The organism is Maribacter chungangensis, assembly GCF_042676845.1.
Classification (GTDB): domain Bacteria; phylum Bacteroidota; class Bacteroidia; order Flavobacteriales; family Flavobacteriaceae; genus Maribacter; species Maribacter chungangensis.
Genome location: NZ_JBHTHY010000006.1, coordinates 217,101 through 241,848 on the forward strand (window position 1 = coordinate 217,101; position 24,748 = coordinate 241,848).

Consider the following 24,748-nt stretch of genomic DNA (forward strand, 5'->3'; position numbering starts at 1 on the left):
CATAAAAATATCAGGATGCTTCCAACACTGTCCCTATTTTGTCCATGCCAATAATTAGGTAACTGGCGCAATGGCAGCTAGTTTTAAGTGTTGAATCCAAAATAAAGCGACTATGAAAACAAGATCAATTGTCCAAAACCTATTAACGTTACACCTTTTGTTTTTTTTATGCCTGTCTTGTAGCAGCGATGCAGGAGAGGCTAATGACGGAACTGTTCCAAATCCAGAACCAGAACCCGAGACCATAGACCTTGAGGCCGAATTTTCCAATGTTATTGGCAGTGCGGGCGAGTTGCCAGACCCTGAGATCCAAAATGAAACCTTGGCAACCAACGAAGCCAACGAGATCATCGAAAATGCGGTTTGGAACTGTACCACCACCACCTACGATGTTAAAAAAAGCGGAGGAACCGGCAGGGATGGTTTTCCACTGTTCAATCCTAATGCCTCGGTCATCTATCCCGGGAGCTTGCTCCAAGGGAAATCGCTCAAAAAAGCAACCCCGGACGTGATTGCCGTGGAACGTGCCGGCGGTACCATTTCCTATAACTTGAACAATGGTAATCTGGCTTCCAGTTTCACGGTTGACAAAGTGGCCAAAAGTTCCATTCAGGATGCCATGAACAACATCATAGCCAGCTCACCGGCAGACCTTCCCGCCAATTTTTCCTTCAATTATAGTCAAGTACAGAGCAGGGAGGCTCTTGCGTTGAGCATGGGGGTAGATTTTGAAAATGCCTTTGCCGAGGTCAGTGCCGATTTCGATTTTAGCACCGAAAGGGAATACAACCGTATCCTAGTGGAACTGAAACAGAATTTCTATACCATGTCCTTTGATATCCCCACCAGCCTAAAAGGGCTTTTTGCCGATTCGGTTACACCAAACGATTTGGCAAAATATGTGCAGGACGGCAATCCGGCCACCTATATTAGCGATGTTTCCTACGGAAGAATCTATTACATGCTGGTGGAATCGACCTCTTCCTATGCCGAAATGAACCTTGCCGTGGAGTCCGAGTTCAATGCCGTGGTGGGGAAAACGGAGGTGGACATCGATGCTTCTGCCCTTAGGGAACTCAGTGAAGTGAAAATAAAGGTGATGGCCTTTGGTGGGGAGTCATCATCTACCATACGCACCATTGGCGGAAACCTATCGGAACTGGTCAATTTATTGGCCGAGAGCAGTACCATTTCCACAGGATTGCCCTTGAGCTACGTAGTCAGAAGCGTGGACACCAACCAAATAGTGGGGGTGCAATTGGCCACTACCTACGATGTTACCGAATGCAGCCCGGCCCCGGCCGGAGGGGAGCCGGTCCACACGGCACATTGGAAAGGGCAGGTGCTTTCCAGAATGGGGCCTGTAGGCGCTGCCTTTGCGTTGCGAGGCACGGAGTTCATTTTAATTAGTGAGGACGGAAAACGGTACATGCGTAGTTTTGAGGCCCAATTGGAGGGACCTTTCCCCTTGTCCGAACTTTTTGATGGTGAGGTTCCCTTTGGGGACGATGGCATTGGTGCCGCCTGTAATTTGGAAGGAAATAGGGCAGGAGAGGACTACACCATCATGGTCATGTCCCAAAATGGCCTGTTCTACAATTATGCGGCCGGCGGTGAGTGGAAGAATTGGCAGTCGAACATAGAGGATTTGGCGAATGGGGATAACCCCTTGGCAATTTCGGGCGTGGGCGCTATGCTCTTTAACTTCAAAGATCCCATGGGGCCATCAAGTCGTTTTATGTTCAACAGGGTGGGGAGTCAATATGCCCTTTACCGCAATAACCCCAATAGCTTTACCCAATTGTTCAATAGAACACAATGGGGCATCGATGATTCTATACCCTTCGATGTAGGGGCGGGAATCGGATTTTATTTGGGCAACACTAGGCAGTTTATACTGTTCGACATCACGGGAACCCAATACGTGATCTCCAATGGAGGAAGCGGTTCCGGCGACGTGCCGCTTGGCCCTTTTGACCTTTAATTAAAATTATAGCGGTTTTATTTTGAGTTAGTGTAGCCGGTACCTGTGTTTCTTTAATATGGGTACCGGCTTTTTTATAGGCTATTGAGAAAATCCGTTAAGTCTACTTCTTTGGACAAGCCTAATTTCTTTTTTAGTCGGTACTTTGAGGTAAGGATGCTTTCCGGTAGCACATTTATGGTAGCCGCTATCTCCTTGGTACTTAACTTCATTCTAAGAAAGGATGCCAGGCGAAGTTCTTTATCGGATATGTTGCCATTTAGAGTTTTAAGCTTTTGGTCAAAGTCGTTGTGTACATCGGCAAAATAGGTTTTGAAGACCTCCCAGTCCTTGTCAGAGGCATTTTCTTTTTTAAGTAGCATAACGATACGCCGGAATTCCATTTTGAATTTTTCGGGGGAGTTTTTAATGTTTTCCAGATTTTCCATCAATTCTTGGATAAAGGTGTTCTTCTGTACCAGGTGCAGGGTCTGGCTGGCCAATTCCTTTTTTTTGTGCTCAATTTCCTGTTTATAGATCTCTTCTTGTTTTTCACGGGCAATACGGTTTTTCTTCATCCGTTGCGTAAAGCCAAAGAACAATAGACCCGAAACGGCCATAAATGTGAAAAGCCCACCGGCATACAAGCCTTTTGTGAGTCGGTCTATTTTAATCCTTTGGTTAAGGGCTTCTATTTCTTCCTCTTGTAGGGCAATGGCGGCCTCTTTTTTTTCGGTTTCATATAGGGTTTGGAGTTCATTGATGTGCTTTGCCTTTTCCAAGGATAGTAAGCTGTCGCTAATAATCCGCGATTCTTGCAGACTTGCAATGGCCTCCATGTACTCTCCGTTATACTTTAATGCCATTCCTTTGTAGTATAACGCGTTCTGCAATTCATGGAGAACCCCAATGTCCTTGGCTTGGCCAATGGCGCGGTCCAATAAGCGGTAACCCTCTTCGTTTTTTTCAAGCATTACGGAAACATACCCCAGATGGCTCATATCCCGTATGAAATTATTGTTCGCGGAAACACCTTTTCCCGTTGCTACGGCTTTTTGCAAATAATCAAAAGCGCTTCTGTAGTTTTTCAATAGCAGTTGTTCGCTACCAATATTGCCGTATGCTATAATCTCTGGATATTCAAAATTGTTCGCTTTTGCTATTCGTAAACTTTCGTTGTAGCTATCTATGGCCGCTCTACGCTTTTTATTCGCCGAATAGGCATTTCCCAAATCTGTTAAGGTGTTGGCCAAGAAAAGATTGTCTTCTAAACGCCTGTACTCCTTAATTGCCAAATCAAAAAAATCAACAGCTTTCCCCACATTATTCTGCATGCTGTGCAGCTTGCCAATGTTGCGGTAAAGATCTGCCCTTAAATACGTTTTTGTTTCCAAGCTGTCATATATTTCCAATCCTCGTTTGTAAAGGGTCATTGCTTTTGGATAATTGCCCATTTCAAAATAGTGTACGCCGGTATCTACAAGCGCGGAAGCATAGTCAAGATAGTCCCCTGCACGTAAATTGATAGCTGCTACACTGTCCATAAGCCTTATGGCCTCCTTATAAGCACCGTTATGCGCCTTGATAATGGACATATTTTGCAAGGTGCTAGACACAAAGCTGCTGTCCTGTATGGTTTTGGACGCCTTTAGTGTTTTGTTAAAGTAGATTTCTGCCGAGTCCATCTGCTGTTTGTTAAAGTAGTAATACCCCAAATTAAAATCCGCGGTAAGTCTCCCCTTTGGATTATTGGCTCCGCTTGCAAGGCTATCCATTAGAAACACGTATTTTTTGGTTTTATCGGCATCATTATATAAATAAACATCAATGACTTCATGGAGTATCTCAATTTTCTTTTCATTTGTTTGGGCTTTATGGTAAACGGCCAATAGACTATCCCCTTTTCGCTGTACATCCTGTGCTTTGACAGAGTAAAGCAAACCAACAAAGAATAGAACGATAAAGTACAAAGGTCTCATAAGGTCTTTTTTAAATGTTCTCTCAAATTAACCTTTTTTGTGGGCAAATAGGCTATTGTCCATAATTTGTCTATGCACATCAAGGATTTTTACCAAACAGAATAACACATAAAATTCTTACAATCAATAAGATAAGATATTTTTTGTATTAATGAAATTTATTGATGTCTATGATCTATTGATAGAAGTATTGATTAATCCGTACAGCCTTTGTCTATGGACAAAAATAGGGTGCAAGCGATATAGAAGCTAGTTTTGGAGTGTTGAATCCATAAAACCAAAGAAATTATGAAAACAAGTTTAAAACAAACCTCAATTGCACCCATTCTTTTACTTGTGGTCATGGGACTACTTTTTTTACAGTCCTGTAGTAATGATACGACGGATGCAGACCCAATTGATAACATAGACGCTAAGGCGCAATTCTCAAAAATTGTTACCGATGCAGGAGAATTGGAGGCACCAAGTACTTCGGAGCAAATAGTTAACGAAAAGGAAACCAATGAAGTTATTGATGGGGAAGTGTGGAACTGTACTACGAAAACATACGACGCTTTAAAAGGTGGCGGTACGGGTAGAGATGGTTTTCCACTGTTCAACCCCAATGCGTCCGTGATATATCCGGGAAGTTTATTGCAAGGCAAATCCTTGAAGAAGGCCACACCTGATGTTATAGCGGTAGGTAGAGCTGGCGGAGCCGTTTCTTACAACTTAATCAACGGTAATCTAGTCTCTGGATTTGAAGTGGAGGAAGTTTCCAAATTGTCCATTCAAAACGCAATGAACAATATTATTGCCAATTCCCCACAGGACCTGCCCGCCAACTTTACGTTCAATTATAGTCAGGTACAGAGCAGAGAAGCATTGGCACTTAGTATGGGGATCGATTTTGAAAATGCATTTGCAGATGTAAGTGCCGATTTTGATTTTAGTACCGAAAAGGAATACAACAGGGTATTGGTAAAGCTAACACAGAACTTTTATACGATGTCTTTTGAAATCCCTACGAGTCTCGATGGCGTATTTGCCGACTCTGTAACACCGGAAGACCTAGCTAAATATGTACAACCGGGCAACCCTGCAACCTATATCAGTGATGTTTCGTACGGACGTATTTACTATATGTTGGTAGAGTCCACTTCATCCTACACGGAGATGAACGCCGCTGTCGAAGCTGAATTTCAGTCCGTTGCCAATAAAGCGGAGGTTGACATCGATGCCTCTTATTTAAGCGAATTGAGCGAAATCAAAATCAAAGTGATGGCTTTCGGAGGGGAGTCAAGCTCCACAATAAAAACAATAGGGAGTAACCTTTCTGAACTGGTCAATTTATTGGCCGAAAGCAGTACGATATCTACAGGCCTACCCTTGAGCTATGTGGTTCGGAGCGTGAATACAAATCAAATCGTCGGAGTACAGCTCGCTACAAGATATGATGTGACGGAATGTACCCCTGTGAATGGAACTGGTGGAGAACCCATTCATACCGCACACTGGAAAGGAAATGTGATTTCAAGAATGGGGCCTGTCGGCGCCGCCTATTGCGTTAAAGGTACTGAGTTTGTACTTATCAGCACAGATGGAAAGCAGTTTATGCGCAGTGCGAATGCCCAATTGGACGGCCCGTTCCCAATTGAGGAACTTTATGAGGGAGATTACCCATTTGGTGATGATGGAATTGGAGCGGCCTGTAACACCTCATTAGGCAGTTCAGAGAACAACACGATAATGTTCATGTCGCAGAGTGGCCTTTTTTACAACTACGTACTTAACGGCGAGACTTGGAGAAGTAACCTAAACAATATCGAAAACCTTGCGGCGGGTGAGAATCCTTTTGCGGTCAATGGTATTGGGGCAATGGTCTTTAGAAATTACAATGGGGGGCCTTCGGATCGTTATATGATAAATCGTGATGGCACACAATTTTCCAGATATTCGAACAACCCAAATCAGTTTAACGGAACGGATGATATTTCCGACTGGGGCAACGGAACCCTGCCTTTCGATAGTGTTGGTGCCGGAATAGGGTTTTTCCTCGGAAACAACCGCCAATATCTTTTGTTCAACAAAGCGGGAACCCAATATGTCATTTCAAATGCCGAGTTAGGATGGGGTTTTATAGGACCTTTTGACCTTTAAGAAGGTAGTTAAGGCAAGTTTTATTTGAAGTTAGCACGGTCGGTATCTAAAGTTGCGATTCAACAACTTGGGTATCGGCTGTTGTTTTAGAGTCCTTTAATAAAACTATCAAATTCTAATTTCTTATCGATATTCAATTTTTGTTTTAAACGGTATTTAGAGGTATGGATACTAGAAGGCAACACATTAAGGATATCCGCAATTTCAGTATTGTTCAATCCCATTTTTACATAGGAGGCCAAACGTAGTTCCTTATCGGTGATTTTAGAATTGAGACTTTTTAGTTTTTCGTCAAAATCTTGGTGCACTTCGGAAAAATAAGATTTGAACACCTCCCAATCCTTATCCGCCGCACTTTGCTTTTTCAACAGCATAACAATACGCTTAAACTCAACCTTAAATTTTTCAGGTGAGCTCCTTACTTTCTCCAGATTGTCCTTTAATTCGGAAATAAACCTGCTTTTTTGCACCAAATGAAGGGTTTGGCTGGCCAGTTCCTTTTTTTTATGTTCAATTTCCTGTTTATAAATTTCCTCTTGCTTTTCCCTGGCAATACGGTTTTTTTTCATCCGCTGTCGAAAACCAAAAAACAATAATCCGGACAAGGCCAAGGCGGAGAACATGCCTCCCGCATAGAGCCCCTTTTTTAGCGTATTGATTTCCACTTCTTGGTTCAGCGTGGTTATTTCCTCTTTTTGGAGTGCAATCTCCGTCTCTTTCATTTCTGTCTGGTATTGCACCTCCAAGAGATTAATTTGATCTATTTTGTTTTTTTCAAAAATGGAATCATGGGCTACAAAATGCCTTGTTCTATAGTTATAAGCGGCTTTAAAATGGCCCATGGCAGCGTAGGTGTCGGCAATCTTCAAAAGGTTGTCCTTGGCTTCCACCTTGGCTCCATTTAAAAGAGCCAGGTCAAGGCTTTTTTCATAATTCTGTAAGGCTTCATTATAATCACGTTGTTTAAAACGGACGTTACCGATTTTACGTCTTGCAATGACCATGGTAGCCTTATCATTTATGTTCTCAGCTTCTTTAAAAGCCTTATTATAGTATTCCAAGGCCTCTTCGGCACTACCCATTTCAAAATACACATCACCTACATGTCCGTATTCTTCGGCGGCTTCTACTTGATAATCATTCTCAAGAAAAAATTTCAATGAGGTTGAATAAAGTTCTAAAGCCTCTTCGTATCTTTTTTCTTTGTAAAAGTTAGTGGCTATGTTTGATCTTGAAATGGCCACACCCCAAGGATTCTCAAATTCCAAACAAACAGCCTCCACTTTTCTAAAATATTCAGTGGAGAGGGCAAAATTGCCTAATTCGGTATGTATATTCCCAATGTTCAAATAGGCACTTGCTCTAATTTCTTCCTCATCGCCCAATTCTTTTGATAATCGTATTGACGTCATATAACATTCTAGGGCCTCGTCGAACCTTCCTAAATGACGAAGTGGTATGCCCATATTATTATAACAAACCTCTTGCATGCCCTTATTTCTTATCTTAGCAAAAGAATCTATGGCCATTTTATATGCTGTTACCGAGGGCAAATAATTACCACTATTGCTATTGAACTTACCAAGGTCGTATAACAAGTATCCATGTAAATTGGTAGTTATTTTTGTCTTTTTGGCTATAGCAAATGCAGAATCCAGATAAGGCTTTGCTTTGACCGGATTTTTTCTGGCATAGGTATTAAAGAGTGAACGGTAAGTCCATATCAAGGCAGAGTCTTTTTGTTGTGGAACCAGACGTAATAAACTATCAACCCTCTTTTGATCTTGACCAGTGGCTAATAGTGGACTAATTATTAGTAATAATAGCAACCATTTCTTCATGCTAATCTCAGTTTTTGGGTTAAAATGTGGTGTGAATTCTGTTAAAATTACCTCTTTTATAAAGATAATGCAATAGAATGAAGGTTTTGATCTCAAAAACCCGTTGTCTAGGATTTGTATAGACCGATGTAGCGAAGGTGTATGAATAAAAATACAATAAATAATTGATTTTCAATACATTATATTTTTATTGTACATTTTAATAATTGGTCTGTCTAGACCGTATTTCATGACTAAACCCAAATTCGTCCATGGTTTGTCTAGCTCCGTTTTTAGGTTTCAGGTATATGTGCTTCTAGTTTTGGAGTGTTGAATCCATAAAACCAAAGAAATTATGAAAACAAGACAGCTTAGATTACCACAGCTTTTTTATTTGTTTTTACTCGGTGCCGTACTATCGTTTTCCTCGTGCACCAAAGATGAAGCCGCACCTGACCCGAATCCTATCGCTAACCCTGAGCCAGAACCGGAGCCAGAAGTAAATTCTGATTTGGCAGCCATCAATTCATTGATTTCAGGCCTGTCATACGACCCCGAGGATCTTTTGAACGTTCAAGGAAATACAGGTACGGTTACTACGCCAAAAAAACCATCTCGTGATATCGATAAAGGTGCGGTGACAGAATGTAGGGATACGGACTATGATATCAAATCTAATTTTGAAAGTGTAGTGATGTTCGATCCCACCTTGGGTGTCGTTTATCCAGGGGCTCTTATTATGGCCAATAGACAACTATACGAAGGCGCTCCTTTGCCATTGCAAATCCCCAGGGCCCCGACTAAACTCCGTGTTGATTTACCTGGGATAGGTGATGGGGGGAACACTATTATTGCAGAACCAACGTATCAAAATACCCAAGCGGGCATTGATAACGTTTTGGAATATTGGAATTCCGAAATTCAACCACAGGGTTATGAAATAGATGCCGAGTACAAATCAAAAACAACCACAGCGTACACCAAGGAGCAGATGAGCTTAGACCTAGGGGTAAGTGCCGAATGGTCCAAAGGTTCGTTTGATGCACAATTTGATTATAGTAAGACCACCGAAAAGAGGGTTGCGACCAGATTGTTCCGTCAGGTCTTTTATAGTGTAGTGATGGAGTCTCCCGAAAGCCCTGCCTCTGTATTTGGGAGTGATGTTAGTTTGGCTACGATAGAATCGGCCATCTCCAGCGAGAGCCCACCGGCTTATGTAAGTTCCGTTCAGTACGGAAGGATAATCATGGTACGAATGGAGACTACCGATACGGAGACCGAGGTAAACCTGGAAGCTGCATTGGACTATAAAACCGCCAAGGTGGATGCCGCTGGCGAAATAGATGTCAATTTCGAAAAAGTAATAAAAGAATCTACGATCAGTATTATGGCCTTAGGCGGTAACGCGGAAATTGCTACAAAGGTAATTACCGGAAGCGATATAAAAGAGGGGAAAGGAGGTCTGTGGGAGGCAATCGACGAAGGTGCGCTTTACAGTAGGAGTAACCCTGGTGCACCGATCGGCTACACGGTAAAGTATTTAAAGGATAACCAAATTGCTAAGATGGGAGACAATACAAAGTATAGGCTAAGGACCTGTGATGCCAGTTTCCCTTACGAGCACAAGAGCATTAATGCCAAAAGAACGGCAAACAATAGTTTTAGATATCGCTTTTCTTATTTTGAACAAGGTAATGATGAACAGAAATTTTCGGATTGGAAGAAACTGGATGACAAAAACGTTGACTATTCCTTAAGTCCAGAAGATGGATCGTATAACGTAAAAGTGCAATTTCAGGTTTTGGATCTGTTTGTCTGGAAAACACTGGGAGAATTTAATGTGGGCTACGTTAGCAAGAATAAAAATTACGAAGCCTATTGCGCCAAAAGGTCACTTGGTGTATGTACGCAGGTGGCGGTTAAGGAACTGTAAGCATTTTACAAACGGTTGGCCGATCAGGTTGGGTTCAACAACCTGCGGCCGGTCGTTTTAAATTGTGCCGTCCATTTAAAAATGGTCGTAGAAAAACAAGTAAATAAAATAATAATCGTATACGATTAATTTCAAGTATCTAAAATACAGTGTTTTAAAATACTATTTCTTTCGCTCTACCAATTCCAGCTGGTCTACGCTTACATTCGTGGTAAACATACCGTAATTAACGACGGCCTTTCCTTTTTCCAGCTTATCAATGGTGCCCACTGCCTTTCCGTCGCTCATGCGAACACGGTCATCTATCTTAAAAACAGGTTTTGGTTTATTCTTTTCTTTTTGTACTGCCCTTTTCTTGGCTACCCGCTTTTTCTCGCGGATCACCTTTACTTCTTTCTGCACATCTTGGGCTACTTGTGCCTTTTTTGCCCGCTCAGCTTTTGCTTGATTGGCCGTTTTCTTTTTTCGCTTGCTATTTTCGGTTTCAACAAGTCGCAATAATTCCGATATCAAGGGACGTTTCTTGTTGTCTTGAAAATACTTATCCGCCGCCACGTTTACCTTGTTGCCAAGTTGGATCATACGTTGGTCATGGTCGTACAGTTCTTGGTAGTTTTCCAATTTCGATTTGATCTTCGCATTCAGTTTCTCCAATCGTGCCGCTTCTTCCCTTGCTTTGGTTTCCTCTTCTTGCAATCGGGAGCCCGTTTGCGCCATTTTACTACGTTCTTTCTGTAGTTTGGCTATGGTGGCGTCAAAACGGACTTTACCGCGCTCAATCTTCTTCTTGGCCTTGTTGATCAAAGAGTAGGGGATACCGTTCTTTTGTGCTACCTCAAAGGTAAAGGAGCTGCCGGCCTGTCCCAAGACCAGCTGAAAGGTAGGTTCCAATGTTCTGCCGTCGAACAGCATATTGGCATTGCTCATGTAGGGCAGTTCGTTCGCCAAGGCTTTTAGGTTTGCATAATGTGTGGTAATAACACCATAGGAACCGCGCTCGTAAAAAACCTCCAAAAAAGCCTCGGCCAGGGCACCGCCGAGTTCGGGGTCACTTCCTGTTCCAAATTCATCTATAAGAAACAGTGTACGGTTATTACATCGTTTCAAGAATTGGTTCATGTTCTTAAGTCGATAACTATAGGTACTTAAATGATTTTCAATGGATTGGTTGTCCCCAATATCTGTTAGTATCTTATCAAAAAAGCAGACTTCACTGCGTTCGTGCACCGGTATCAACATACCACTTTGGAGCATTACCTGTAACAGCCCAATGGTTTTTAGGGTAATGCTTTTTCCTCCGGCGTTGGGACCTGAAATGACAATGATCCTATTTTCATCGTGCAGTTCAATGGTCTGGGGATAGGTTTTCTCGTTTTTAAGCTTGTTGTTCAAAAATAGCAAGGGATGATAGGCATCCCGTAGATACAATCTGTTACTATCGTTCAATTTGGGAAGTAATGCGTTGATATCTTGCGCGTGCTTCGCTTTTGCGGCCGCAACGTCAATTTGTGCCAAATAGTCCTGATATTCGCTTAAAAGCGCTCTAAACGGTCTTATTTGGTCCGTAAGCTGCTTTAAGATCCGCTGTAGTTCTTCTTTTTCCTCAAATTCGAGATTGTTCAGTTCCCTGCTGTACTTCAATGCGGCTTCGGGCTCTATGTATACAATGCTTCCGGTCTTGGACGTGCCCATAACGGTCCCCTTCACCTTTCTTCTGTACATGGACTTTACCGCAAGTACGCGACGGTTCTCCACGACCGATTCCCGTATATCGTCCAAATAATCGGACGAATTGTAGGTGGCCAAAGCCGAACCAAAGCTCTGGCTGATATTGCCGCGGACGTGGTTCATCTGCCGTCTAATTCGCAACAAAGCCTCGGACGCGTTGTCCTTTACTTCTCCAAAACGGTCGATCACACCATTGATCAGCTCGGGAATCTCGGTATTGGATTCCAAAAGAGCTGCGGACGCATGTAGTAATGGATAATATTCCTTAAATTTAGTAAAGAACTTTTTATGGGTGACAATGGAATCACAAATGGTGGCAATCCGTTTAAATCCTTGCAGTTCCAAGGTGGTGTTCTCTATTTTTAGCAATCTTAGCTCTGAGAGAATAGGATCGAACCCGTGATTGGGAATTCTGTTATCACTAATAAAAGAGGATAGGTACTCCGAAGTTTTTCCAAGTGAACTCCGTATTTCATCTTCCGAGGCAAAAGGAACGATTTCCAGCGCTATCTGTTTGCCAAACTCCGTATTGCAGCGTGCCGCAACCTGTTGTAAAACTGTAGGAAATTCTAAATCTTGTAGTGTCTTGCTCTGTATGTTCGCCACGTTTTTATTTAATTGGCCGTAAAGGTAAGGATTGGAGTTGAAATTGAGCTACATGTGCTCATCCTTGTGCTATGGAATACCAACTATTAAAAGTGTATTTGGCTACTCGTTTGCAACTTTCTTGTTGTGTTATTAAAAATATAGAATAATTGTATTTCAGTTCCGGTTAGCAATAAAGTTCATTGATCGCTTTTAACTTTGGGTCGTCAAAGGCTTTGGTAATGGGGTCAAGCCCGTTTGCATATCCAATTATTTCTCCGTTTCTCACGACAATGTTAAGTCCGTCTCCCTCCCATTCAGGATAAAAGGTGATCAACCTAAAACGATGGTTCCAAATCCTAGGGAAAAGACAGGATTTAAACTCGGCTTTGCCCAAGCTTTTCCAGCAATCATGTTCCGAATAAATCTCAAATAAGTCACGTTGTCTTTTTTTGTTAAGATTTTGGTATTCTTCACGCGTAATGGTTCCGTTTTTAAATTTGTTATCATCCTCCAAAAGGGTAAACGAAACTAATTTACCATAATCGTTAAAAGAACTCCAAGCGGTTTTTTTGATAAGATCAAGTTTGGATACTGGCAGTGCAGTCAGCTCGTTTAAAATAGCTAATATTTTGTCCGAAACACCATCTTCCTCGTTTACCGCTTTGGGTTCTTCGGGAAGCACCTTTGCTAAGATATCGGTACCGGACAAATTGCTATGGACACGTAGTACATACGCTTGTTCGTCTTTATTGTAAAAGGCCTTTTCCCTAAAATATTTTTTTGTGATCATGCTAGTGTATTTGAGCTCAAAAATAAGCACATAAAAAATCCAAATCAACACCAATGGGATTACATAGTCTTTTAATATGCTACATTAGTTACTGATTCTTAAATAGTTGCAATTGCTCTAAAAAACACCTTAGTTTGCGCTGACTTTTTCCAGATGCTTCCCTAAATAACTTGTGGCAGCATCTTTTGCTGCTATAGTTTTGTTAGCGATTTAGCTTTTTTTTAAGTAAACGTAGCTAAAGATATGGAATAGTGTTGAAAAGAGAAGAAAGGCTTTGCCAGTACGGTAAGAATACGGTTGTGTTGCGTTTACTATCGCTTATAGATTTCGGTAAATCAATGTTTTAAGCAATAAAATGAGATTATTGAAGTTCTGTAGTTAGCAATAAAATGAAACGGAAATTTATCCATACACCCAAACGCTATAGGCTCATGAAAAAGCATATTAAAACCTTGGCTTACCTAATCCTTACATTTTTAATTACGTCTTGTAGCGCTACGAACAGATTGACCATGGGCGTCACTGAACCGGCACTGGTTTATCTGCCTTCTGATGTAAAACGAGTTGGGATTATTAACAGGAGCGAACCGTCAAAAGGAAATAAGGTACTTGATGATATTGATAAAATTCTTTCGGCCGAAGGCTTGCACTTGGATGAAAAAGGAGCAGAAGCGGCAATTTCGTCACTATCCTCACAATTAGCGGCGATTAGAAATTTTGAGGAAATTAAAATTATCAAGGATGTTGAAGAAATAAAAAAAGGTCTTGCGGTATTACCCGCCACACTTTCGTGGAATGTTGTTGAAAAAATTTGCGAAGAGAATGAAGTGGATGTGCTGTTTTCTCTAGCCTTCTTTGATACCGACACCAAAGCGGACTATAAAATAACAACCATGAAATTACCTAATAGCATGGGAATCGATGTAGATGTGCCTGCGCAAGAAGTGGCCTTGGCAACTAGCATATCCAACGGATGGCGTGTATACGATCCACAACTAAAAGAAGTCGTAGATGAGCGTATCTATACCAAACAAATGCTCTTTAAGGGTTCCGGAATTAATCCGCTCAAGGCAGTTGAAGCGGTAGCTGGCCGGAACGAAACCGTACAGGAATACAGTAAAAATGTAGGGATCGCGTATGCCAACCGATTGACACCAAAAAGGATACGTGTAGCGAGGGATTATTTTGTACGTGGAACGGATAATTTCAAAATAGCACAGCGACGTGCCCAGGCAGGAGATTGGGATGGCGCAGCAGAACTTTGGCAACAAGAATTAGCCCACCCTGATGCAAAAATTGCCGGTAGGGCTCATTATAATATGGCCATAAGCCATGAAATCAATGGTGACATTGATAAAGCAATCGAATTTGCCTCCTTGGCTTATACGGATTATAGAAATAATATTGCTTTGGATTATGTGAATGTGTTGAAATTTAGAGTACGGCAGATTCGTATTTTAGACCAACAATTGGCCCGTTAGTTCGGTAGTTTTTCGATATTGGCAAAGACGAATTAAATTTGGAAGGTAAAATTATACGAAGTAGTTTATAAGCTGTTGTTCCAAACAATTGATAGGATAAGCAACATATCTATTGCTGCTACTCTTTAGTACGCTGCTATCATCGGAGGCCAATTTTCTCTATAAAAATTAGGCAAATAATCATCTTCAGCAGTAGTAATTAGTTTATAAATTCAACAGGTCTACTTGTTTTTAGGAAGGAGATCATAGTGTGTAGGTAGTATGATATATGCATACAATAAGCTTTTGGTAATCAACGCTGTGGTACATCCAAGACTACGCGGTTTTAGTTAACTTAAGATAACTTCGGTTACTATCCATTGTTTTAACCTCTGCACACAATAATCCTGGCTAAAATACTGTTTTATAGTACCCTTAGGTTTAAATTTAAGAGTATAATTTATAATAATACGATTGTAGTGATGAAATATTTATATAAAATAATATCGGCGTTCGTAATGTTAGTTGGATGCTTTAGCTGTACTACCACCAAACAGTTAAAGGTTAGTTTTATAGAACCCTCACCTGTTGAACTATCAAACCAAATTCAAAAAATTGGTATCATAAATAGTAGCAAAGCTTTAGGCGAAAAAACCTATGCTAACGGTTTAGAACAGTTAATAGTTTTGGAAGAACGCTGGCTGGCGGAAAAAGGAACCGAAGCCGCTTTAACCGGACTTTTTGACGAGTTGGCTCAAGACACACGATTCGAAGACGTAAAAATTTTATCTAAACGTAAAGGACAAATAAGCAGTTTTGGCGCTAACCCGGATAAGGATACATGGGATAAAATAGCATTGATATGCAAAGAAAATGGGGTCGATGCCTTATTTTCCCTAGCTTCTCATGAAGCGGAAACTAAGTTTTCATTGAAAAAGACCAAGGTGGACCAGTTGGATTTGATGCGGGTTAGAACCGAAGTCTCCGGTCAGCAGATAAGCTTAGAAACATTAATTGAAAACGGATGGCGAATCTATGACCCAAAACAAAAAATATTGATCGATGAATTTACCACCAATCAGCACGTGAAGGCATCAGGCAAGGGAATAAATCAAGTTGATGCTTTACAAGCCATTGACAATAGAAGGGAAAGCCTATTGAAACAAAGCAAACAATCGGGAAGTTCTTATGGGCACCGAATGCAACCAAAAAGAGCAAGTGTTTATAGGGAATATTTTATTTCAGGTTCAAAAAAACTAGCAAAAGCGCACGACAAAATTCAAAATGGTGCATATCATGAGGCAAGACTGCTTTGGGAACAAGAGATTACGAACTCCAAAACAAAGGTAAGTGGCAGGGCTAGTCATAATTTGGCTGTTTTAAGCGAATTTAATGGGGATTTAAACAGTGCCATGAAATGGGCGCTAAAATCCTTTGATTTACATCAAGAGCAACATACCCTGCTATATATTAAAGATCTTGAGCAAAGGCAAGCGCTACAAGTTGTAGGTTTAAAGAAACTGGCCAGTAACGAGTTTTTAAATTATTAAGAGTTAAGAACAATGGGTTTTTGCCCGAATCCAATTAGATCTACTAACGAAAAAATGCTACTTTAGAGTTTAATTAGCATTATAATATGATCGCTCCCTTTCCTGTAAGTTGGAAGACCCGCTTGAATGACGAATTTAACAAGCCTTATTTTAAGGAATTGATGTCTTTTTTAGATTATGAATACTCCCGATATACCTGTTATCCGGATAAAATGGCAATATATGAAGCTTTTAATCATTGTTCATTTGAGGAAACCAAGGTAGTAATCATAGGGCAAGACCCATACCATGGTCCTAATCAGGCAAACGGACTCTGTTTTTCGGTTCAGGATGGTGTTAAGCACCCGCCTTCGCTAGTAAATATTTATAAAGAGCTCGAAACCGACTGTAATAAACCCTATCCAGTAAGCGGCAACTTGGATGGGTGGGCAAAACAAGGGGTTTTGCTATTGAACGCTACACTAACTGTGCGGGCCAACGATGCGGGTAGTCACCAGAAGAAAGGATGGGAAATTTTTACGGATGCCGTTATTAAAACCTTATCAAGAGAAAAAGACGGTTTGGTATTTTTACTATGGGGAGGTTTTGCAAAAAAGAAGGTTAAACTCATCGATAGTAGCAAACACCATATCTTAGAATCCGGACACCCTTCTCCTTTAAGTGCAAATAGAGGGTATTGGTTCGGAAATGGCCATTTTTCAAAAACAAACCATATTTTGGCAGGCCTGGGCAATAAAACTATCCGTTGGTAAGTTAGTGTTCTATATATTTTTGTTAAATTTGTATCGGTATTTTCTTACTAACTAAAATCTAAAGGATTACATGAAGAAGTTTGACTCATTAAAATCTATTTTGCTGGTAGACGATGACGAAGCCAGCAATTTTCTACATTCAATTTTCATTAGCAAGTTGGCTATGGACATCGAGGTCAATGCCGCGATCAATGGTCAAGAAGCACTGGATTTTATTTTAAATAAGGGTCAGGACAAGCTCGCCCTGCCCTGCATGGTTATGCTGGATCTTAGAATGCCCGTGGTTGATGGTTGGGAGTTTGTACGAATGTATGAAGAGCAGGTTCCAGAAAAGCTAAAAGAACAGCTTATGATCGTATTGGTTACGATAAGCGATAATGATCAGGATAAGGAACGTGCTAAAAACAATCCGTATATCGTTGATTTTGCCCAAAAACCTTTATCGGACAATACCTTTAAAAAAATTATCAACAAACATATCAATATTTCTGTAGGAGCTTAATTTATCGGTGCATATAGAAAATTGTCTGCCGGTAATTTTTCTTTAAGCAGTCCCAACTTTATCAATGTATCCTGAACATTACCTAAGGTTGGTTCGGAAAGTTGGGTTGAACTCCATTCCGTAAGGGCCATCCATTCTTGTATATCGCTCAATTGCTGTTCGTACCGGTTCGCTAATGTTCTATCTATGCTTGGTATTGATTTGAATTCTGAGGTATAAGTCTCCAATACTTCCTGGATGTGGGTTAAAATACCCGCGTTTGCATCAAGAAACCTATCTGTCCCTACCAACATAAAGCAAGGCCATGGCGTAGGGCAATCGCCTAAACGTCTAAAAATTCCTTCGTCTACCAAAGGTTTAGTGGTAAAATGTTCCCACATAAAGTACGCGGCATCCCCATTGGTTAGCGCGGTAACGGCTCCTTCTAAATTATTGACCACTTCAAAGGAAAGGTCCTCTGGTTTCCAATCGTTCTTTTGAGCGTTCACATAGGCCATTAGGTGACTACCACTACCAAACCGACTAATGGCGGCCTTACTATTCTGCAATTCGGAAATGCTAAGAAAGTCACTCTTGGCACCTACATGAATACCCCAAAGTAGGGGAGAGGCAATATATTGTTGTATGATTTTGGTAGGATTACCTTCGGAAATGCTTTTAACGATTCCTTCGGTGAGTATGATCGCTAGATCGGTTTCTTCGTTTTCTAGAAGTTGGCACATTTTACCAGTTCCCTCCGGGATGTCTTCCCACAGCAGGTCTATTCCACGTTCCGCAAAGGCCCCTTCTTCAATCGCTAAATGCCAAGGGAGGTTAAAATGTTCTGGGACACCTATGATTTTGACGGATTTCATGCTGACGTTAATTTAGTTAAGGCTAATTGTATCAATTCTTGTACTGCCGCTTCTGGATTTTTAGAAAATTCGCCGGTAGCCCGGTTTGCCAAAATACAATTTAAGGATACGGCCTGGTGGTCTAATAATTTGGATAGGAGATAGATGCCCGATGTCTCCATCTCCAAGTTGGTTATTTGTTTGTTGTCATGCGCAAAACTAGCCATTTTTGACATACTACCGGTCTGACTGGGCGCTAGCCGTAACTCACGGCCTTGTGGCCCGTAAAAACCTGTATTTGTGGCGGTAAAACCTAATCGTATACGATTATCCATAAACGCTGCCGCTAAATCCGAATCGAAATCAACAATATATGGCCGTGCCTTTTTGGTTGCCCATTGGGTATGTGCTATAAAAGCATCTTCCAAATCTGTGTGCTTCGTAAAACTATGCTCGTAAAAGTGTGAGAGCCCGTCAAAACCAATGGCATGCTCGCTCATTAGAAAAGAATCTATCGGGATTTCCGGTTGAATGGCGCCCGAAGTTCCAATACGGACCAATTTTAATCGTATACGATTTTTATTCACCCTTCTTGTGGTAAAATCAATATTTACCAGTGCGTCCAATTCATTTAAAACAATATCTATGTTATCTGTCCCGATACCAGTGGAAATAACGCTGAGTCTTTTTCCGTTCAACATACCGGTATGTGTTAAAAACTCCCGTTTTCCTTTTACTAGGTCTATGGAATCAAAATGTTGGGATACATCGGAAACACGATCGGGATCACCTACGGTAATTATGGTAGTTGCTATATCTTTGGGTAAGAGGTTGAGATGGTAAATGCTGCCATCCGTATTCAAGATGAGCTCAGAGGCGCGAATCTGCATAGAAAACTAGAGCTTTAGAATTCTGCTCGTTCCGGTATTATAGAGGAAGTTGTATTTTAAGGCTCCTCCTAAATACACGTCGTTATCTTGGATACACGAGTAATAACTTGTTTGTCCGTCCAATATTTCTTTCCCTTTTCTGGTAAGCCTTGCCGGATTAAAAGCTGTAAACAGCGGCTTAAGTCGGGTTATGGCTCTTTCGTACTGCGTATCCCCAAAACCTAGACTATCATTGTTTTCCAAAACAGTTTTTAACAAATCCTTTCTAGAGACAGGTTTTTTATCCGCTGTTATTTGGAGAATGTTATTTTCCATACTGTTTAAGCCGTTGGCAATGCTTGGAAATCGCTTCAAATGATTTTTAACTGCGTCTCCTAAATATGCGAACTGGTAATCCTCAAAATCTGTCAAATTCTCCAAGCGCATTGGATTATTGCTGCAATACAACTGCCATACATAATCCGCGTATTCGATATCATCTTGTGTTAATATCTTTTTATTTTTGTACAGCCCTAACAATTGGTCATCCGAAAGCTCGTTAAGGGTGTACATTTTCTCGCTTCCATCTTCATCGCCACTGCAAACCAGCGAAATTTGGGCATATTTCCTATTGGCCAACAGCCAACTTATGACCGCCAACATATTTACTTGGCAGAACAGGTCGTACTCGAACCAAAGTATAATTTGATCTTGTTGCTTATGATTACAGAGTGAACGGTATTCTTTTAAGGTTTTTTCTATGAACCATGATTTGGATACCTTGTAATTTTTGTGGAGAAACTCGTACCGTGTCTTCCAAAAAGACTCGCTTCCCACATTGGTCAGTGTTTTTCCTTCGCATAACATCTCGCGCCAAGTAATAACGTCGCCTTTGATATTTAACGTGTTAAGTCGCTGGGTAAAACTGTCGCCGTTAGTGATATGCAGTAGGGAACTCATTTCCTATTCTTTTTAGTTGTTCTCGGATAAATGTAAGGTTTATGTGAAATAAATAAAAAAAATTAACACAAAAAGAACTACCGTAGGCACTAAAAACAATTAAAAAAGGCTTCAGCCGCCCACGCGCTTAACTTTAAATCCCTTTTCTTTTAATAGCATCATAATATTATCTCGGTAATCGCCCTGAATAATTATTTTGCCTTCCTTAAAACTACCACCTACACTTAGTTTTGTCTTTAATTCCTTTGCCAGTTTCTTAAAATCACCGTCACCGCCGGTATAGCCTTCTAAAATGGTTATGGGTTTTCCTTTCCGCTTTTCATATTTACAGATAATGGGTTCGTCCTGCATCCATATATCTTTCTCCGGCGGTGTATTTGGTTTATCTTCCGGCGTATGCTCTGGAAAAAGATTTTTTAATTGATCCTGTAAGTCCATGGCTATTTTTTAATCAATCCTAGTTCGATCAGGCGTTCGTGCAAAAATTCACCAGCGGTAATATCCTCAAATTTTTTGGGATGTTCATCATCAATACAGTTTTCCAAACAGTTTAAAGGCATCTCGCTAATAGGATGCATAAAAAAAGGAACCGAATATCTGGAGCTGCCCCAGAGTTCCCGCGGCGGATTCACCACCTGGTGTATCGTAGATTTTAGTTTATTGTTGGATAAGCGGGACAACATATCCCCCACATTGATCATCAACTGGTCCGGTCTGGCAATGGCATCTACCCATTCGCCTTTATGATTTTGGACTTGCAAGCCCTTGCCATGGGCACCCATCAGTAATGTAATTAAATTAATATCCCCATGGGCGGCGGCACGTACCGCATTTTTTGGTTCCGATGTTATCGGTGGGTAGTGGATGGGGCGTAAAATCGAATTTCCGTTCGTTATAAATTCATCAAAATAGCTTTCTTCCAGCTCCAAATGAAGTGCCAGGGCCCTCAGTACATATCGCGCTGTTTTCTCCAACATTTTAAAGGTTTCCTTGCCTACTTCGTTAAATTTTGGGAGCTCCGATACCAGTACATTGTCCGGATATTCCTTTGCTAGTTTTGGGTCGTCGGCCACATACTGACCAAAATGCCAAAACTCCTTTAAATCACCCTCTGTTCTGCCTTTTGCATGTTCTTTGCCAAAGGAGGTGTAGCCTCTTTGACCACCGATACCTTCGATTTCATAGGAATCCTTGATATCCTGTGGAAGCTGGAAAAACTTTTTTATTTCGGCATACAAGTTGTCTACTAGGTCTTCAGGCAAAAAATGGCCACTAAGTGCAACAAACCCTATGTCTTCAAAGGCTGTTCCTATCTCCTTGATAAACTTTTCCTTGCGTTTTGGGTCATCTGAAATAAAATCCGATAAATCTACACTTGGTACTAGACTCATACTCTTAATTTTGTGTTTAGGTAAATTTACGAATTATTGCTTAGTTACAATAGTGTTATGGGAATAAGGAATCTCCCGTTTTTTGTTACATTTATACCATAAATTTAAATTGACCGCCAAACGTATGGATTACAAGCAGTTTCAACTCGCAGATGATGCGCAATTAGGGCTTTATAGGGCGATGTTGCGCCCAAGGATGATAGAGGAGAAAATGCTTATTCTTTTGCGCCAAGGACGTATTTCCAAATGGTTTAGCGGTATTGGTCAAGAAGCCATTGCTGTTGGCGTTGCTAGTGCGTTAACACAAGAAGAGTACATTTTGCCCATGCATAGGAATCTTGGTGTTTTTACAACACGCCATATACCCTTGCACCGATTATTTGCCCAGTGGCAAGGAAAACCCGGTGGGTTTACCAATGGTAGGGACCGTAGTTTTCATTTTGGTACACAAGCCTATAAGATAATTGGTATGATTTCCCATTTAGGGCCACAGCTGGGGGTTGCGGATGGTATTGCCTTGGCGCACAAGCTAAGGAAAGAGAAGCGGCTAACTGCAGTATTTACGGGCGAAGGAGCAACTAGCGAGGGCGATTTTCACGAGGCATTGAACGTAGCATCGGTTTGGGATTTACCGGTGTTGTTTTGTGTTGAAAACAACGGTTACGGACTTTCTACCCCTACGAAGGAGCAGTTTAGTTGCGCACACATAGCGGACAAAGGTATTGGCTACGGGATGGAATCGCACATTATAGATGGGAATAACATTCTAGAAGTGTACACCAAGGTAGATGCCCTATGTAAAGACATCAGAAACAATCCAAGACCTGTTTTATTGGAATTTAAGACCTTTCGTATGCGTGGTCATGAAGAGGCCAGTGGTACCAAATACGTGCCGCAAGAGATGATGGATGCCTGGGCGGCTAAGGATCCATTGGATAATTTTGAATCCTATCTGCTGTCTACCGGTGTCCTATCCAAGGCCGAACAAGAGACGTTAAGACAGGAAATTAGTACTGAAATAGAGGAGAATTTAAAATTGGCCTTTGAGGAGGAAGGGGTTACTTTTGATGAAAGTAAAGAATTAAGTGAGGTATATAAAAAATTTGATTATAAAGAAGTTACTCCTTCTATACATAAAAAAAATATTCGTCTTGTCGACGCCATTTCAGATGGTTTACGTGGTGCTATGGAACTGCATGACAATTTGGTAATTATGGGTCAGGATGTTGCGGAATACGGCGGTGTGTTTAAAATAACCGATGGTTTTGTGGAGGCCTTTGGAAAGGAGCGGGTTCGAAATACGCCTATTTGTGAATCGGCTATCGTATCGGCTGCCATGGGCTTGTCTATCAATGGCATGAAGGCGGTCATGGAAATGCAGTTCGCGGATTTTGCCTCAACTGGATTTAACCCCATTGTCAACTATTTGGCCAAAACTCATTACAGATGGGGCGAAAATGCCGATGTAGTCATTCGCATGCCTTGTGGTGGCGGTGTGGCGGCAGGCCCTTTTCACTCCCAGACCAATGAGGCCTGGTTTACCAAAACACCCGGTCTAAAGGTTGCCTACCCCGCATTTCCTTCAGATGCCAAAGGATTGCTAGCTACCGCAATAAATGACCCCAACCCAGTGCTGTTCTTTGAGCACAAGGGACTGTATCGAAGTATTTACGAAGATGTACCGACCAATAACTTTACCATACCGTTTGGAAAAGCCAATCTTTTAAAAACGGGTAATCATATAACTATTGTAAGTTATGGCGCCGGCGTGCATTGGGCTTTGGAAGCACTCTCGCTTCATTCCAGTATTGAAGCCGATCTCATGGACTTAAGAACCTTGCAGCCCTTGGATATGGAAAGCATTTACACCTCGGTACGGAAAACAGGAAAGCTTATCGTTCTGCAAGAGGACAGCCTTTTTGGGGGTATTGCCAGCGATATTGCGGCCAATGTCATGGAAAATTGCTTCGAGAGCCTTGATGCGCCGGTAAAGCGCGTTGGCAGTTTGGAAACCCCTATTCCGTTCAATGCAGAGTTGGAGCGTAACTATTTGGCAAAATCTAGGTTCGAGAAAGAATTACTTGCCTTGATAGCGTATTAAACGCTATTGCGCTATTCTTCATTTCATTTGAGCCAAACCTATTGCCTGTTATTACCGTTCTTTACCGTGTAAGAGAATAAGATATTCTTGGTACGGTACATCCAATAGTCGATGGCATCCGTATATAGGATGAACAATAAATCTACTTAGTTTATGAAAAAATTAATTTTGCTAATGGGCGTTTGCGCCATTACTTTTTCCTCATGTTCCATTTCTAAAGAAGCGCGTGCAAAACGTAATATGATCAGTGGTTCATGGATATTGAACGATGTTTCGTTCGCGAACAACACGGGTAATTTTAAAGCAGTATTATTTAATGATGTCGAGGACATTTGTTTAGAAGGGAGTGACTGGTTTTTTCGTGATAACAACAGCACGGGAAGATATACCATTTCCCCGTCTACGCTATGCAACGGCGGCGATCGCTTTATTCGATGGTCGGTTGTTGAAAGGGAAGGCAATAATAGCAGTCAACTTCAGTTTAAGTTTATCGACGAGAAGTTAAAGGATATTTCTGGAGGAACAGGGTATCGTTTGACCATTGAGAACTTAACGGAACAGGCTATGAAATTATCGTCCAATGTAATGGTAGATGGTTCATCGGTCTCCGTCGTTTACGAATTCAGTAAAAAATAATATACCTACTTAAATAAATAAAAATGAAAATAAATGTAATTAGAAGTTCGGCTTACCTAATGGCCTTTGCAATGGTCATGAGCTGTAGTACAATTAAAAACGCGAATAAAACCCAAAAAGGGGCTGGTATAGGTGCCGCAGGTGGTGCCGTTATTGGTGGTGTTATAGGCAACAATGTAGGGAGTGGCAACAATACGGTTCTTGGGGCTATCCTGGGGGCTGCAATCGGTGGTGCTGCCGGAGGCTATATTGGTAACCGGATGGACAGGCAGGCAGAACGGATAGAGGAGGAGATTCCAGGAGCGGAAGTGAAAAGGGTAGGAGAAGGCATCAATGTTACCTTTACCCAAGATGCCGGGGTGTTTTTTGATACGAACAAGTCAAACGTAAAAGGAGCTTCTGCCGCAACCTTAGAAAAGTTAGCCGGGATTTTTATGGAATATCCGGACTCCAACATTTTGGTTGAAGGTCATACGGACAGTGCCGGAGCGGCAGATTACAACATGAACCTTTCCAAACAGCGGGCAGAGTCGGTTGTGGCATTTCTGAAAACCAAAGGTATTGCCGCGGATAGATTTACGACCAAGTGGTATGGAGAGGACCAACCAATTGGCGACAATGCAACGCCAGAAGGCAAAACAAAAAATAGAAGGGTTGAACTTGCTATTGTGGCAAGTCCGGAGCTTAAACAAGAAGCCATAAAGGAAGTAGGAAACTAAAATAACTTTGTTTTCCTGAATTAAAATCCCTGTGT

The 24,748-nt window shown here is 41.4% G+C and carries 19 protein-coding genes; 10 read left to right on the top strand and 9 right to left on the bottom strand.

From position 1 onward, the window contains the following. Nucleotides 1-112 precede the first annotated feature (112 nt). Nucleotides 113-1,984, top strand: coding sequence for a thiol-activated cytolysin family protein (locus ACFQZJ_RS08920; protein ID WP_379933978.1), 1,872 nt, complete (start codon nt 113-115; stop codon nt 1,982-1,984). Nucleotides 1,985-2,058: 74 nt separating this feature from the next. On the opposite strand, the gene ACFQZJ_RS08925 is transcribed toward ACFQZJ_RS08920, so the two are convergent. After that, on the bottom strand, nt 2,059-3,942 hold the full coding sequence (locus tag ACFQZJ_RS08925) for a tetratricopeptide repeat protein (RefSeq protein WP_379933979.1): 1,884 nt from the start codon (nt 3,940-3,942) through the stop codon (nt 2,059-2,061). A gap of 288 nt (nt 3,943-4,230) precedes the next feature. On the opposite strand from ACFQZJ_RS08925, the gene ACFQZJ_RS08930 reads away from it, so the two are divergent. Further along, entirely contained in the window at nt 4,231-6,081 is a 1,851-nt protein-coding gene (locus ACFQZJ_RS08930) for a thiol-activated cytolysin family protein (RefSeq protein WP_379933980.1), read from the top strand. Between the two features lie 86 nt (nt 6,082-6,167). On the opposite strand, the gene ACFQZJ_RS08935 is transcribed toward ACFQZJ_RS08930, so the two are convergent. Next, on the bottom strand, nt 6,168-7,922 hold the full coding sequence (locus ACFQZJ_RS08935) for a tetratricopeptide repeat protein (protein ID WP_379933982.1): 1,755 nt from the start codon (nt 7,920-7,922) through the stop codon (nt 6,168-6,170). A 334-nt stretch (nt 7,923-8,256) separates the two neighbouring features. On the opposite strand from ACFQZJ_RS08935, the gene ACFQZJ_RS08940 reads away from it, so the two are divergent. Further along, a complete protein-coding gene (locus tag ACFQZJ_RS08940) occupies nt 8,257-9,834 on the top strand; it encodes a thiol-activated cytolysin family protein (protein WP_379933983.1) in 1,578 nt (525 codons plus the stop codon). 162 nt (nt 9,835-9,996) lie between these two features. On the opposite strand, the gene ACFQZJ_RS08945 is transcribed toward ACFQZJ_RS08940, so the two are convergent. Both ACFQZJ_RS08945 and ACFQZJ_RS08950 read right to left on the bottom strand, forming a co-directional pair. Continuing rightward, a complete protein-coding gene (locus ACFQZJ_RS08945; protein ID WP_379933984.1) occupies nt 9,997-12,168 on the bottom strand; it encodes an endonuclease MutS2 in 2,172 nt (723 codons plus the stop codon). Between the two features lie 166 nt (nt 12,169-12,334). Beyond that, entirely contained in the window at nt 12,335-12,940 is a 606-nt protein-coding gene (locus ACFQZJ_RS08950) for a hypothetical protein (RefSeq protein ID WP_379933986.1), read from the bottom strand. A 431-nt stretch (nt 12,941-13,371) separates the two neighbouring features. Here ACFQZJ_RS08950 and ACFQZJ_RS08955 point away from each other — a divergent pair, with 431 nt between their 5' ends. From ACFQZJ_RS08955 to ACFQZJ_RS08970, 4 genes are all read left to right on the top strand, one after another. Continuing rightward, nucleotides 13,372-14,421, top strand: coding sequence for a DUF6340 family protein (locus tag ACFQZJ_RS08955; protein WP_379933987.1), 1,050 nt, complete (start codon nt 13,372-13,374; stop codon nt 14,419-14,421). Nucleotides 14,422-14,882: 461 nt separating this feature from the next. Next, entirely contained in the window at nt 14,883-15,950 is a 1,068-nt protein-coding gene (locus ACFQZJ_RS08960; protein WP_379933988.1) for a DUF6340 family protein, read from the top strand. 86 nt (nt 15,951-16,036) lie between these two features. Continuing rightward, entirely contained in the window at nt 16,037-16,702 is a 666-nt protein-coding gene (locus ACFQZJ_RS08965) for a uracil-DNA glycosylase (protein ID WP_379933989.1), read from the top strand. A 70-nt stretch (nt 16,703-16,772) separates the two neighbouring features. Next, on the top strand, nt 16,773-17,204 hold the full coding sequence (locus tag ACFQZJ_RS08970; protein WP_379933991.1) for a response regulator: 432 nt from the start codon (nt 16,773-16,775) through the stop codon (nt 17,202-17,204). Here ACFQZJ_RS08970 and ACFQZJ_RS08975 read toward each other — a convergent pair. The 5 genes from ACFQZJ_RS08975 to ACFQZJ_RS08995 form a co-directional block, all read right to left on the bottom strand. After that, nucleotides 17,201-18,058, bottom strand: a complete 858-nt coding sequence (locus ACFQZJ_RS08975; protein ID WP_379933993.1) for a substrate-binding domain-containing protein — start codon at nt 18,056-18,058, stop codon at nt 17,201-17,203. The two genes, ACFQZJ_RS08970 and ACFQZJ_RS08975, sit on opposite strands and share 4 nt — an antisense overlap. Beyond that, nucleotides 18,055-18,927, bottom strand: coding sequence for a nucleoside phosphorylase (locus ACFQZJ_RS08980; protein ID WP_379933995.1), 873 nt, complete (start codon nt 18,925-18,927; stop codon nt 18,055-18,057). Before ACFQZJ_RS08980 ends, ACFQZJ_RS08975 begins: the two co-directional genes overlap by 4 nt. A 6-nt stretch (nt 18,928-18,933) precedes the next feature. Continuing rightward, a complete protein-coding gene (locus ACFQZJ_RS08985; RefSeq protein WP_379933996.1) occupies nt 18,934-19,866 on the bottom strand; it encodes a DUF1835 domain-containing protein in 933 nt (310 codons plus the stop codon). Between the two features lie 111 nt (nt 19,867-19,977). Continuing rightward, entirely contained in the window at nt 19,978-20,304 is a 327-nt protein-coding gene (locus ACFQZJ_RS08990; RefSeq protein WP_379933997.1) for a translation initiation factor, read from the bottom strand. 2 nt (nt 20,305-20,306) lie between these two features. Next, nucleotides 20,307-21,257 carry an isopenicillin N synthase family dioxygenase gene (locus tag ACFQZJ_RS08995; RefSeq protein WP_379933998.1) on the bottom strand — a complete coding sequence of 317 codons (951 nt, stop codon included), beginning with the start codon at nt 21,255-21,257 and terminating at the stop codon, nt 20,307-20,309. Between the two features lie 124 nt (nt 21,258-21,381). Between ACFQZJ_RS08995 and ACFQZJ_RS09000 the strand changes: the two genes are divergently transcribed. The 3 genes from ACFQZJ_RS09000 (at nt 21,382) to ACFQZJ_RS09010 (ending at nt 24,713) form a co-directional block, all read left to right on the top strand. Further along, complete coding sequence (locus ACFQZJ_RS09000; protein ID WP_379933999.1) at nt 21,382-23,358, top strand: alpha-ketoacid dehydrogenase subunit alpha/beta; 1,977 nt, start codon at nt 21,382-21,384, stop codon at nt 23,356-23,358. Between the two features lie 153 nt (nt 23,359-23,511). After that, nucleotides 23,512-23,994 carry a hypothetical protein gene (locus ACFQZJ_RS09005; protein WP_379934001.1) on the top strand — a complete coding sequence of 161 codons (483 nt, stop codon included), beginning with the start codon at nt 23,512-23,514 and terminating at the stop codon, nt 23,992-23,994. Nucleotides 23,995-24,017: 23 nt separating this feature from the next. After that, on the top strand, nt 24,018-24,713 hold the full coding sequence (locus ACFQZJ_RS09010; protein WP_379934002.1) for an OmpA family protein: 696 nt from the start codon (nt 24,018-24,020) through the stop codon (nt 24,711-24,713). Nucleotides 24,714-24,748 lie beyond the last annotated feature (35 nt).